We start from the raw sequence: 12,473 nt of genomic DNA, 5'->3' as shown, positions 1-12,473 counted from the left end.
TTCACAGGAGGTGCGGCCATGCCACAGCACTGGATTGCCACGACGGCAGGATCACCTGAGGGATGGTCCTTCGAGGAGTACGAGGTTCCTGCACCGGCGGAAGGCGAAGTCACGATCCGCATCCACGCGGCCGGCGTGAATCCCGCTGATGCCAAGCACGTCGCTGCGCCGCGGGCCGATCTCGAGTTCCCCGTGCCGATCGGATACGAGGTCTCTGGCGACATCGCTGCCATCGGGCCGAACACGCGCATCGGCTCGGGCGCCGTAGGTATCGGAGATGAGGTCGTCGCTTTCCGCATCTATGGCGGATACGCGACAGAGATCACGGTTCCCGCCGCGAAGGTGTTCGCGAAGCCCTCGACGCTCACGCATCCCGAAGCGGCGAACCTCCTGCTCGCCGGCACGACCGCGGCAGAGATGCTGTCGGTCGTCGGCGCTGCGCCGGGGGAGACGATCCTGCTCCACGGTGCCTCAGGCGCGGTGGGTCTCAGCCTGCTGCAGCAGGCCCGCCTCCGGGGCGTCCGCGTGATCGGCACGTCCAGCCCGGAGCGCTTCGATGAGGTGCGTCGTTTCGGCGGAATCCCCGTGCGCTACGGCGCCGGCCTGAGCGAGCGGGTGCGAGGGGCCGCCGACGCCCCGATCGTGGCGGCCCTCGACGCCGTCGGTACCGACGAGGCGATCGACACCTCTCTCGAGCTCGTCGGCGACGCCCGACGTATCGTCACGATCGCCGCCTTCGGACGAGCAGCCGCCGCGGGCATCGTCGCGATCGCCGGCTCGATGCCCGCCAGTGCGACGTTCCGCGATGAGGTGCGCGGCGAACTGACGGCGCTCGCGCAGAACGGCGACCTGGTCGTTCCCCTGGCGCGGACATACCCGCTGGAACAGGCGCCGGCCGCGCACCGCTTCCTCGCCACGGGCCATCCTGGCGGCAAGCTCGCGTTGATCCCGTAGGTCAGTCGATCTCGCGCAGCGCCGACGTGACGATCACGACGTCGTCGCCGTACTCGGCATCCGCCGCATCCTGGATCGTGCCGTCATCCCACACCACCTGCAACCACACGTAGCCGCGCTCTGTCCCGATGCTCAGCGCGTCCTGACCCAGACGAGCGGCGATGTCGTCCTGAATCCTGGTCAACTCCGCCTCGTCGGTCTTGCCGTCGACACCACCCGTCGGATCCTCCGGTCGGATCGGGTCGTAGAGGGCCAGCATGATGGGCGGATCGGTGTTGAGGTACCGTTCGCCGTCGTATGTGCCGTAGACGGCATACGTTCCCCACGTGACGTCGCCACTGGTCTCGCTGCCATCGACGCCGTCCCACGTCCAGTCGTCCAGTGGGATGCCGCTGCACTGCGGCGGATACGACTCCGCGACGGCGCCGAGGCAGAGCTGCACGTCGCCGGCGACATCCAACACCGTCCCTGTCGCGATCACGCGGCCGTTCGGGAGCCCGGGCCGGGCCGACTCCAGGAGCTGGTCGGACGTGACCGTCGTGCTCGTCGGCGCAGGGGAGCCCCCCGGCCCCGTTGCGCACGCGCTCAGCACGAGAAGGCCGGCGAGGGATGCCGAGGCGAGGACCAGGCGACGCTGCGATGTGCTCATGACAGAGAGTGTCGGTCAGTCATCGATCGTCTCAACATCGTCGAACGGGCCTCGGCTTCCCTGCTACCATGACCTCATGCCTTTCGGCGGACTGCTTCTTCTTAGCTGCCGCGACGAGTCCTAAAGCTAGGGCCTTCCTCGTCGCGGCGCTTGTGTTGGCCCGTTTACCCTGACGAAGAGAAGAAGCCCCATCATGCAGAACACTCAGCGCCCGTCCTCGATGCCGATCCACAAGTACCGGCCGTTCCACGAGCAGATCAACGTCCACCTGCCTGACCGCACGTGGCCCGATGCCCGCATCACCGAGGCGCCCCGGTGGTGCGCGGTCGACCTCCGCGACGGCAACCAGGCACTGATCGATCCGATGTCGCCCGAGCGGAAGCGCGTCATGTTCGAGCTGCTCGTCAGCATGGGCTACAAGGAGATCGAGGTCGGCTTCCCGTCGGCCAGCCAGACCGACTTCGACTTCGTCCGTCAGCTCATCGAAGAGAACCTGATCCCGGACGACGTCACCATCCAGGTGCTTACCCAGGCCCGCGAGCACCTCATCGCCCGCACCTACGAGTCGATCGCCGGCGCCAAGCAGGCCATCGTGCACCTCTACAACTCCACGAGCGTGCTCCAGCGCGAGGTCGTGTTCCGTACCGACAAGCAGGGCATCATCGACATCGCGCTCGAGGGCGCTCGTCTGTGCCGCCAGTTCGAGAAGACGATCCCCGACACGAAGGTCTACTACGAGTACTCGCCCGAGAGCTACACGGGCACCGAGCTCGAGTTCGCCGTCGACATCTGCAACCAGGTGATCGAGGTCTTCGAGCCCACCCCCGACCGCAAGGTCATCATCAACCTGCCGGCGACCGTCGAGATGGCGTCGCCGAACGTCTACGCCGATTCGATCGAGTGGATGAGCCGCCACCTCGCGCACCGCGAGAACGTGATCCTGTCGCTGCACCCGCACAACGACCGCGGCACCGCGATCGCCGCCGCCGAGCTCGGCTACATGGCCGGCGCTGACCGCATCGAGGGCTGCCTGTTCGGCAACGGTGAGCGCACCGGCAACGTCGACATCGTCGCCCTGGGCATCAACTTGTTCACGCAGGGCATCGATCCGCAGATCGACTTCAGCGACATCGACCAGGTCAAGCGCACGGTCGAGTACTGCAACCAGCTGCCGGTGCCCGAGCGCAGCCCGTGGGCGGGAGACCTCGTCTTCACCGCGTTCAGCGGCTCGCACCAGGACGCGATCAAGAAGGGCTTCGAAGCCATGGCCGTCCGTGCCGAGGCTGAAGGCGTCACCGTCGACGACATCGAGTGGGCCGTGCCGTACTTGCCGGTCGATCCGAAGGACCTCGGCCGTTCGTACGAGGCCGTCATCCGTGTCAACTCGCAGTCCGGCAAGGGCGGCGTCGCCTACCTGCTCAAGGCCGACCACGCGATCGACCTGCCCCGCAAGCTGCAGATCGAGTTCTCGGGCGTCGTGCAGGCCAAGACGGATGCCGAGGGCGGCGAGGTCACGAGCGAGCAGATCTGGTCGATCTTCAACGACGAGTACCTGCCCGCCGCGGACACTGCGGCCAAGTGGGGTCGGTTCGAGCTGCTCGCGACACAGACCCGCAGCGACATGTCGGGCGAGGTCGTGCTAGACGTCGTGCTGCGCGACGACGACCAGCAGGTCTCCGTCACAGGCAACGGCAACGGTCCGGTCGCGGCCTTCGTCGAGGTGCTGCGCGCACAGGGCTTCGACATCACCGTCTACGACTACGTCGAGCACGCTCTCAGCGCCGGCGGCGACGCGCAGGCTGCGGCCTACGTCGAGCTGCAGGTCGGCGACCAGCGTCTGTGGGGTGTCGGCATCGACGGCGACATCTCGACCGCATCGCTCAAGGCGATCGTGTCGGGCGTGAACCGTTCGATCCGTACGCGTCAGCAGGAGCTCGCGGCCGTCTGAGCGGGCCGCCCCCGCTCCCGGAGCAGTGAGACGAAGGGCGAGGGTGTGCCCTTCGTCTCGCTGCGCTCGCTCAGGGCGCCGACCGCCGTCCCGTGAGCGAGGAGCGGGAGCGAGGAGACGAACGGCGCCTAGAGGTCGATGCCGGGTTTGACGATCGCGATCGCTCCGGTCTCGGCCGCCACCTTGCGGCGGTAGAGGCGGCGCTGCTCCGGCAGCGACACGTCGAAGCTGACCGCGAGGACGCGGATGACGGCGGTGACGACGATCCCGATCACGGCGGCCAGGGTGATCGGCATCGCCAGAGCATTCGCGACAGCGATGAATGCGCAGCCGGCACCCGCAGCCACGGCGTAGAGCGAGCCGACATGCATGATCGACGTCGGCAGGCCCATGAGCATGTCGCGCAGCACTCCGCCGCCGACCGCCGCGCAGACGCCGATGAAGACGGCGGGGACGGGCGGGATGCCGAACGCGATGGCCTTGCTGGTGCCGAAGGCGCCGAACATCCCGATCACCACGGCGTCGAGCACGACGATGACGGTGTTCAGCCGGTTGAAGAGCCCGGCCAGCAGCATCCCGAGCAGCGCGGCGCCCGTCGCCGTCAACAGATACCAATTGCTCTGCAGGGTCGCCGGCGTCTGACCGAGCAGGATGTCGCGGATCAGACCGCCGCCCATGCCGATCATGATGCCGATGATCGCGACGCCCAGCCAGTCCAGCCGTCGTTGACCCTGGAATCCTGACGCGAACATCGCGCCCTGCACTCCACCGAGTCCGACGCCGAGCAGATCCGCCCAGAGCGGAATGGTGAAGAGCGGTTCGGTCACGCCTCTATTCTCGCGCACGGAGGATAATCGAACGGTGCCCACTTACCGAGACGAAGCGGTGATCCTGCGCACTCACAAACTCGGTGAGGCGGATCGCATCGTCATCATGCTGTCTCGGCGTCACGGCAAGCTGCGCGCGGTGGCGAAGGGTGTGCGCCGCACCTCGTCGAAGTTCGGTTCCCGGCTGGAGCCGTTCATGGTCGCCGATGTGCAGCTGTACCAGGGACGCTCACTCGACATCGTGCAGCAGGCGGAGTCCCTCGGCTCCTACGGCTCCGAGATCGCGGCGCACTACGATCGCTACACGGCGGCGAACGCCATGGTCGAAACCGCCGATCGGCTCAGCGACTCGGAGGCGACCTCCGACCAGTACCTGCTGCTCGTCGGCGGGCTGCGGGCGCTCTCGCGCGGCGAACACGTGCCGCGCAGCATCCTCGACTCCTACCTCCTGCGGGTCATGGCACTGTCGGGCTGGGCCCCGTCGCTCGAGGACTGCGCGCGCTGCGCCGCGCCAGGGCCACACACGACCTTCGTCGCGCAGCTGGGTGGACTCATCTGCAGCGACTGCGCGCCGGCCGGCAGCCCACGAGTGGCGGAGAAGACGCTTTCCCTGCTGCGCTCGCTCATGCGGGGGGAGTGGGACGTCATCGATGCGGCACCGCACGCGGACACCGCCGCGGCATCGGGCCTGGTGGCCGCGTACGCTCAATGGCATCTGGAGCGCGGCATCCGCTCGCTCGCGCACGTGTCGGACATCCCTCGAGAAGGAGCACGGTGAGTCCCAAGCCGTTCACGCACAAGGACGCCGTGGCGTACCGCCCCCTGGACTGGACGGGTGTGTATCCGCCGACGTTCCCCGCGGTGCCCGAGCACGTGGCGATCGTGATGGACGGCAACGGCCGATGGGCCAACCGGCGCGGCCTCAACCGCATCGAGGGGCACAAGGCGGGCGAGGAGGTGCTGCTCGACGTGGTCGCCGGTGCGATCCAGGCCGGAGTGAAGCACCTCTCCGTGTACGCCTTCTCCACCGAGAACTGGGCGCGCTCTCCCGAAGAGGTGCGGTTCCTCATGGGTTACAACCGCGACGTGCTGCACCGCCGACGTGATCAGCTCAACGAGTGGGGTGTGCGAGTGCGCTGGGCCGGTCGCAAGCCGCGGCTCTGGGGCAGCGTGATCAAGGAGCTGCAGTACGCCGAGCAGCTCACCCGCGGCAACGACACCCTGACGCTCACGATGTGCGTCAACTACGGCGGGCGGATCGAGATCGTCGACGCCATGCGGTCCATCGCTGCGGACGTCGCGGCCGGACGCGTGAAGCCGAACGCGATCAGCGAGAAGATGATCCGTCGGCACCTGTACGTGCCCGACATGCCGGATGTCGACCTGTTCCTGCGCAGCTCGGGGGAGCAGCGCACCTCGAACTTCCTGCTCTGGGAGTCGGCCTACGCCGAGATGGTGTTCCTCGACACGCTCTGGCCGGACTTCTCGCGGGAAGAGCTGTGGCGCGCGATCGGGGTCTACCTCTCGCGCGACCGACGCTTCGGAGGGGCGATCGACGCCCCTTCCGGTTCCTGAGCGCCTCTCGTCTCGGCGCTGCGCTCCTCGCTCACGGGCCGCGCAGCGAGACGACGGGCCGTCTGAGCACGCAGCCAGCGCTCCGTCTCCCGCGGATGGCGCAGGCGCACGACGGTGAGGTGCGGGAAGCGCTCGCGCTTCACCGGCATCTGCTGCGCCCAGGAATGCCGCGTCTTGGTCTGCCAGGCGAGGATGTTGTCGTCGGGATCACGCGCCGAGAGCAGCTGTCGGAGCGGCTTCTCGACGTTCCCGTTGTACAGCTCGGTTCGGCGGATGCTGCGGCTGAGCGTGCGTCGAAGAAGGCGACCGCGCACCACGGGCCAGGGGTAGTCGAGCCAGATCGCGAGCTGCGCGCGCGGCGTCATGATCTCGTCCGTGCCCTTGCTGGTGTACTGCCACTCGGTGATCCAGCGGTCTTCGGCGGCGAAGGCGCGGACATCGTCGAGGAACTCCGGTCGTGGCGTCCAGTTCGGTCCGTGGAAGAGCCCGTCGATCTCGACGTGACGGAGCCCCCACATCTCGCCGAGGCGGCGGGCGAGCGTGGTCTTCCCCGAACCGGTGACGCCGGCCACGAGCACGCGCTCCGGCCGAAAGGGGAGCGGATCACGTGCGGAGAGCATCCGAGAATCCTATCCATGAACTGTCTCCTGGGCGCCCTTCTTCTCGCTGCGCTCGCTCAGGGGGCGGGGGTTCGGCTCGTTGCGCCGCTCAGGGGCGGGGGCGAAGCGGACGCCGGAATAGCTCATAGGCGCATGGGGTTGGATGAAGATGTGAGCGAACCCATCTCCATCGACATCTGGTCCGACATCGCCTGCCCGTGGTGCTACATCGGCAAGCGCAACCTCGAGAAGGGCCTCGAAGCCGTCGCCGGCGACGACGACGCCCCGGAAGTGACGGTGACCTTCCACTCCTTCGAACTATCTCCCGATACCCCCGTCGACTTCGACGGCGACGAGATCGACTTCCTCGCCGGACACAAAGGCATGCCGCGCGACCAGGTCGAGCAGATGCTCTCCAACGTCACCGGTGTGGCCAAGAACGCAGGCCTCGAGTACCGCTTCGACCTGCTGCAGCACACGAACACGGTCAAGGCGCACGAGCTCCTGCACTTCGCGAAGGCGGAGGGGTTGCAGCATGAGATGGAGGAGCGGCTGATGTCCGCGTACTTCACCGAGGGCAAGCACGTCGGCCGCATCGACGACCTCGTCGAGCTCGCCGCCGAGGTCGGCCTCGACGCCGCCGCCGCCCGCGAGGCTCTGGAGTCCGCCCGTCACCTTCCGGACGTGCGCCAGGATCAGGACCAGGCCCGTGCCTACGGCATCCAGGGCGTGCCGTTCTTCGTGATCGACGGCCAGTACGGCATCAGCGGCGCTCAGCCGCCCGCTGCGTTCGAGAACGTGCTGCGTGACCTGTGGGCCAAGCGCGACGAGGCCGCGGAGGAATCCGCCGCCGTCTGAGCCGGTACAGAAGAAGCCCGTCCCGACTGTGCGCAGTCCGGACGGGCTTCTCGTGTCGAGCGCTGTTCAGCGAGTGAGCGCAGCTTCGATCGCGCCGACGATCTCGGGGTCGTTCGGCTTCTGCTTGGGGCGGAAGCGGAGCACGTCGCCATCGGGGAGCACCAGGAACTTCTCGAAGTTCCACTCCACGCGACCGGCCTTGCCGCCGGCGTCCGGAGCCTCCTTCAACGCCTTGTAGAGGTCGGAGGCGTTCTTGCCGTTGACCTTGACCTTGTCATTGATGGGGAAGCTCACCCCGTAGGTGGTGGAGCAGAACTCGAGGATCTGCTCGACCGAACCGGGCTCCTGGCCGAAGAACTGGTTGCACGGGAACCCGACGACCGAGAACCCGCGGTCGCCGTACAGGCGCTGGAGCTCCTCGAGCTGCTCGTACTGCGGGGTGAGCCCGCACTTCGAGGCGACGTTCACCACCAGGACGACGTCGGCGCCGAGATCATCCAGGGTCTTCTCGTTGCCCTGGGCGTCGGTGAACGGGATCGAACGGAGCGCAGAATCGGTCATACTTCACAGCTTAGGTCGATGGGGCACCAGGGGCTCCGCGTCTGGGAGAATGGAGGGGACATGACTCTCGCCACCGCTTCCCCGCGCACGCTTCGCATCGGTCCCATCGACCTCGACGTGCCGGTCGTCCTCGCACCCATGGCGGGGATCACGAACACCGCCTTCCGTCGTCTGTGCCGCGAGTACGGCGCCGGACTCTACGTCAGCGAGATGATCACCTCGCGCGCGCTCGTCGAGCGCAACGAGACGACCATGCGGCTGATCCGCCACCACGAGTCCGAGACGCCGCGCTCGATCCAGCTCTACGGCGTCGACCCGAAGACGATCGCCGACGCGGTGCGCATCATCGTGGCAGAGGATCACGCCGATCACATCGACCTCAACTTCGGATGCCCGGTGCCGAAGGTCACCCGCAAGGGTGGGGGAGCAGCGCTGCCGTGGAAGAGCTCGTTGTTCGCTGACATCGTCACGCAGGCCGTGAAGGCCGCAGGCGACATCCCTCTCACGGTCAAGATGCGCAAGGGCATCGATCGTGACCACCTCACCTTCCTCGACGCAGGGCGCGCTGCCGAGGACGCCGGAGTGGCGGCCATTGCGCTGCATGCGCGCACGGCAGGCGAGTACTACTCCGGGCACGCCGACTGGAACGCGATCGGTGAGCTCAAGCAGGCTGTCACCAGCATCCCGGTGCTCGGCAACGGCGACATCTGGTCGGCGGACGACGCCGTGCGCATGATGGAGCAGACCGACTGCGACGGCGTCGTCGTCGGGCGCGGATGCCTCGGTCGTCCCTGGCTCTTCGGTGAGCTGGCCACGGCGTTCGGAGGCGAGGGCAAGACCGTCGATGCGACACTCGGATTCGTGGCCGACGCCTTCAAGCGGCATGCGGAGCTTCTGGTCGAGTTCTTCGAGGACGAGGATCGCGGGTGCCGTGACATCCGCAAGCACGTGTCGTGGTACTTCAAGGGCTATCCGGTCGGCGGCGACATCCGCACCGGTCTCGCCACGTCGTCCAGCCTCGCCGAGATCGACGAGCTGCTCGCCCGTCTCGACCACTCCGCTCCCTACCCCGGCGCGGACGCCGAGGGGCAGCGCGGTCGCGCAGGGCACGCCAAGCGCACGGCTCTGCCGGACAAGTGGTTGGAGTCGCGCGAGATCGCGGCCTCGACCTCGGAGATGATGCGAGGAGCGGAGATCGAGAACAGTGGTGGTTGATGCTTCGACCGGCCGAGGCGCTTCGCGTGCCGACGGCTACGACCCGCGCGACGCCGAGCGTTTCGTCGCGGAGACGCACCGCTCGGAGCGCAACGATTTCGCCCGTGATCGTGCGCGCGTGCTCCACTCGGCCGCGCTGCGCCGACTCGCCGCGAAGACGCAGGTTCTCAGTCCCGCCAGCACCGCCGACTTCGCGCGCAACCGGCTCACGCACTCGCTCGAGGTCGCCCAGGTCGGCCGCGAGCTCGCCACCGCGCTCGGCGTCTCGGAGGACGTCGTCGACACCGCCTGCCTGAGCCACGATCTCGGGCACCCGCCGTTCGGCCACAACGGCGAGCGTGCGCTGAACGAATGGGCCGAGCACATCGGCGGGTTCGAGGGCAATGCGCAGTCGCTGCGCATCCTCACCCGGCTGGAGGCGAAGGTCCTCGACGCGGACGATCGATCTGTCGGGCTCAACCTCACACGCGCCAGCCTCGACGCCACGTGCAAGTATCCGTGGACTGTCGACAGCCCCGTCCCCGACCCGGGTGGGCGCCTGAAGTTCGGCGTCTACCCCGAGGATGAGGCCGTCTTCCGCTGGATGCGTGAGGGCGCCCCTGGGCGTCTGCGCTGCATCGAGGCGGAGATCATGGACCTCTCCGACGACATCGGCTACTCGGTCCACGACTTCGAAGACGCGATCGTGAACGGCTACGTCGACGTCTCGCAGCTGTCGGATCCGCGCGAGCACGAGGCGCTCCTCGGCCGCATCCAGCAGTGGGTCGGCTACGACTTCACCCGAGATGAGCTGGCCGATGCGCTCTACCGCCTCGGCTCGCAGGCGATGTGGTTGACATCCTTCGACCGCTCCCGCCGCGACCTCGCGCGTCTGAAGAACCTCACGAGCGATCTGATCGGTCGCTTCGCTCGGGCATCGGTCGCGGCGACGCGCGAGGCATACGCCGGTCCGGTGCTCGTCCGCTACAACGCGCACGTGGTCGTGCCGCGTGTGGTCGAGGTCGAGATCGCGGTGCTCAAGGGCATCATGGGGCAGGCGATCGTGACGATCGAGGCCCGCAAGGGCGTCTACAAGGAGCAGCGTCGGGTGCTCAAGCGACTCGCCGATGTGCTGTGGTCGACCGATGCGCTGTGGTCGGCCGGAGCCGATGTGCTCGAACCCGCCTTTGCCGCCGACTTCATCGACGCGACGAGCGACGCCGAGCGCGCCCGCGTGATCGTCGATCAGATCGCCAGCCTCACGGATCAGAGCGCGATCGACTGGCACAACCGCCTCGTGGGAGAGATCGATCCGGCCGAGGTCGGCATCTGGACGCCACGGCACGCCCGGCATCCGCGTCCGGGTGTGCACGGGAGCGCCGAGAGGCAGGCCGTCGTCGAAGGGGTCGGCTGATGCCCCGCATCCGTCAGGCCGACGTCGACGAGGTCAAGGCGCGCACCAACATCGCCGACATCGTGGGCGAGCGCGTCGCACTGAAGTCCGCCGGTGTCGGGTCGCTCAAGGGCTTGTGCCCCTTCCATGACGAGAAGAGCCCGAGCTTCCATGTGCGCCAGCAGGTCGGGTACTACCACTGCTTCGGCTGCGGCGAGTCCGGCGACGTGTACTCGTTCCTGCGGGAGATCGACCACGTCAGCTTCACCGAAGCGGTGGAGCGTCTGGCCGGGCGCATCGGCTACACCCTGCACTACGAAGACGGCGGCGCCGCCCCCGAGACCAGCGGCCGCAGTCGGTTGTACGCCGCGAACACGGCGGCCGCGGAGTTCTTCCGTGCGCAGCTGCTCTCGCCGGATGCCGAGGCAGGGCGCCGCTTCCTGGGAGAGCGCGGCTTCGACGCGGGCGCGGCAGCCCACTTCGGCGTCGGCTTCGCGCCCCGCGGATGGGACGGGATGCTCAAGGCCCTCACCGCGCAGGGGTTCACGCGCGAGGAGCTCAGCACCGCCGGGCTCGTCTCCACCGGTCAGCGGGGCGTCTACGACCGCTTCCGTGGCCGGCTCGTATGGCCGATCCGCGACGTGTCAGGCCAGACCATCGGCTTCGGCGCGCGCAAGCTCTTCGACGACGACCAGGGGCCGAAGTACCTGAACACCCCGGAGACCCCGATCTACAAGAAAGCCCAGGTGCTCTACGGGCTGGACCTCGCGAAGCGCGATATCGCCCGCGGGGACCCCCGTCGGGTCGTGGTGGTCGAGGGATACACCGACGTGATGGCGTGCCACCTGGCCGGCCTCACGACCGCGGTCGCGACCTGTGGCACGGCGTTCGGAACCGAGCACATCAAGGTGTTGCGGCGCGTGATGGGCGACGACAACGCCTCCGGTGAGGTCGTGTTCACCTTCGACGGCGACGAAGCCGGGCAGAAGGCGGCGCTGCGAGCGTTCACCGAGGACGACCGCTTCAACGCGCAGACCTTCGTCGCCGTCGCCCCCGACGGCCTCGACCCCTGCGACCTGCGTCTGCAGCGCGGAGACGCGGCGGTGCGCGGACTCATGGACGCGAAGGTGCCGATGTTCGAGTTCGCGATGGACCGCAAGCTCGCCGGCTTCGACCTCTCGACCGTGGAGGGACGGGTCGGCGCACTCCGCGGAGCTGCGCCGATCGTGGCCGAGATCCGCGACCGACTGCTGCGTCCGGGGTACGAGCGCGTGCTCGCACGGCGTCTCGGCATGGACCCCACAGAGGTGCACAACGAGGTCGAGCGTTCCTCGCGGGGCGGGGGATCCCCGGCTCCTGCGCACCGGGAGCAGCCGGTGCCGATCGATCCGGCGACAGGAGCGCCCGGTGTCGCCCCTGTCACACTGGCGAGTCTTCCCCGCTCGCCCGACGTCGCGGTGGAGCGTGACGCCCTGATGGGTGCTCTGCAGTACGGGCATCAGGTCGACCAGGCGCTGCTCAACAGGGCGCTCAGCACGCCGTTCCGCACGCCCGGACTCGATGCCGTGCGGGAAGCCGTGGCCGCCGCACCGGACCGCACCAGGGCCGGCTGGGTGACCGATGCGGTCAACAGCGTGCGCGAGCCCTACCGGTCGCTCGGCGGCGAGCTGCTGATGACCCCGTTCCCCGCCCGGGATGAGGAGCGGGCGGTCGCGACCGTCGCCGATCTCGCCCGGCGCCTCATCCTGCGCCAGCTCGAGCACGAGAAGCAGGAGATGCTCGGCGCCGTGCAGCGCGTGCCGGCCGATTCCGACGGCGGAAGGGCGCTGCGTATGCGGTTGCGTGACATCGACGCGGAGCGTCAGAGGTTCGCCGAGTCGTAACCCGGCTCGTCCCGCGCAGCACGGCAGGATGG

12 protein-coding genes are annotated in these 12,473 nt (G+C 68.2%); 8 read left to right on the top strand and 4 right to left on the bottom strand.

Features of this window, described 5'->3' with window-relative positions:
• The first annotated feature begins 18 nt into the window (after window positions 1-18).
• Window positions 19-954 carry a zinc-binding alcohol dehydrogenase family protein gene (locus ACIOVG_RS13215; RefSeq protein ID WP_400874094.1) on the top strand — a complete coding sequence of 312 codons (936 nt, stop codon included), beginning with the start codon at window positions 19-21 and terminating at the stop codon, window positions 952-954.
• A gap of 1 nt (window position 955) precedes the next feature.
• On the opposite strand, the gene ACIOVG_RS13210 is transcribed toward ACIOVG_RS13215, so the two are convergent.
• Complete coding sequence (locus tag ACIOVG_RS13210; RefSeq protein ID WP_400874091.1) at window positions 956-1,603, bottom strand: hypothetical protein; 648 nt, start codon at window positions 1,601-1,603, stop codon at window positions 956-958.
• Between the two features lie 193 nt (window positions 1,604-1,796).
• On the opposite strand from ACIOVG_RS13210, the gene leuA reads away from it, so the two are divergent.
• Window positions 1,797-3,551 (top strand): 2-isopropylmalate synthase, encoded by a 1,755-nt coding sequence (gene leuA, locus ACIOVG_RS13205; protein ID WP_400874088.1) that lies wholly within the window; start codon window positions 1,797-1,799, stop codon window positions 3,549-3,551.
• A 128-nt stretch (window positions 3,552-3,679) separates the two neighbouring features.
• Here leuA and ACIOVG_RS13200 read toward each other — a convergent pair whose 3' ends face one another.
• Entirely contained in the window at window positions 3,680-4,378 is a 699-nt protein-coding gene (locus tag ACIOVG_RS13200; protein ID WP_400874085.1) for a trimeric intracellular cation channel family protein, read from the bottom strand.
• Between the two features lie 34 nt (window positions 4,379-4,412).
• On the opposite strand from ACIOVG_RS13200, the gene recO reads away from it, so the two are divergent.
• Together recO and ACIOVG_RS13190 are read left to right on the top strand one after the other, a co-directional pair.
• Window positions 4,413-5,156: a DNA repair protein RecO gene (gene recO / locus ACIOVG_RS13195; protein WP_400874082.1), complete on the top strand. Its 744-nt coding sequence runs from the start codon at window positions 4,413-4,415 to the stop codon at window positions 5,154-5,156.
• On the top strand, window positions 5,153-5,953 hold the full coding sequence (locus ACIOVG_RS13190; RefSeq protein WP_400874080.1) for an isoprenyl transferase: 801 nt from the start codon (window positions 5,153-5,155) through the stop codon (window positions 5,951-5,953). The genes recO and ACIOVG_RS13190 overlap by 4 nt, the downstream gene beginning before the upstream one ends.
• Here ACIOVG_RS13190 and ACIOVG_RS13185 read toward each other — a convergent pair.
• Window positions 5,896-6,573, bottom strand: a complete 678-nt coding sequence (locus ACIOVG_RS13185) for an AAA family ATPase (RefSeq protein ID WP_400874077.1) — start codon at window positions 6,571-6,573, stop codon at window positions 5,896-5,898. The genes ACIOVG_RS13190 and ACIOVG_RS13185 overlap by 58 nt on opposite strands.
• A gap of 150 nt (window positions 6,574-6,723) precedes the next feature.
• On the opposite strand from ACIOVG_RS13185, the gene ACIOVG_RS13180 reads away from it, so the two are divergent.
• Window positions 6,724-7,410, top strand: coding sequence for a DsbA family protein (locus ACIOVG_RS13180; protein WP_400874074.1), 687 nt, complete (start codon window positions 6,724-6,726; stop codon window positions 7,408-7,410).
• 66 nt (window positions 7,411-7,476) lie between these two features.
• Here the strand turns inward: ACIOVG_RS13180 and ACIOVG_RS13175 are convergent, their stop codons facing one another.
• Complete coding sequence (locus tag ACIOVG_RS13175) at window positions 7,477-7,971, bottom strand: glutathione peroxidase (RefSeq protein WP_400874071.1); 495 nt, start codon at window positions 7,969-7,971, stop codon at window positions 7,477-7,479.
• Between the two features lie 60 nt (window positions 7,972-8,031).
• Here ACIOVG_RS13175 and dusB point away from each other — a divergent pair, with 60 nt between their 5' ends.
• The 3 genes from dusB to dnaG are packed head-to-tail and all read left to right on the top strand — an operon-like array spanning window position 8,032 to window position 12,441.
• Window positions 8,032-9,186 carry a tRNA dihydrouridine synthase DusB gene (gene dusB / locus ACIOVG_RS13170; RefSeq protein ID WP_400874068.1) on the top strand — a complete coding sequence of 385 codons (1,155 nt, stop codon included), beginning with the start codon at window positions 8,032-8,034 and terminating at the stop codon, window positions 9,184-9,186.
• On the top strand, window positions 9,176-10,579 hold the full coding sequence (locus ACIOVG_RS13165; RefSeq protein ID WP_400874065.1) for a deoxyguanosinetriphosphate triphosphohydrolase: 1,404 nt from the start codon (window positions 9,176-9,178) through the stop codon (window positions 10,577-10,579). Before dusB ends, ACIOVG_RS13165 begins: the two co-directional genes overlap by 11 nt.
• On the top strand, window positions 10,579-12,441 hold the full coding sequence (gene dnaG, locus ACIOVG_RS13160) for a DNA primase (protein WP_400874062.1): 1,863 nt from the start codon (window positions 10,579-10,581) through the stop codon (window positions 12,439-12,441). The genes ACIOVG_RS13165 and dnaG overlap by 1 nt, the downstream gene beginning before the upstream one ends.
• The last annotated feature ends 32 nt before the right edge of the window (window positions 12,442-12,473 follow it).

The sequence above is a fragment of the Microbacterium sp. NPDC087591 genome (assembly GCF_044743625.1).
Lineage (GTDB): Bacteria > Actinomycetota > Actinomycetes > Actinomycetales > Microbacteriaceae > Microbacterium.
The sequence above is the reverse complement of the archived record's forward strand: the minus strand, read 5'-3'. Positions and strand labels throughout refer to the sequence as shown.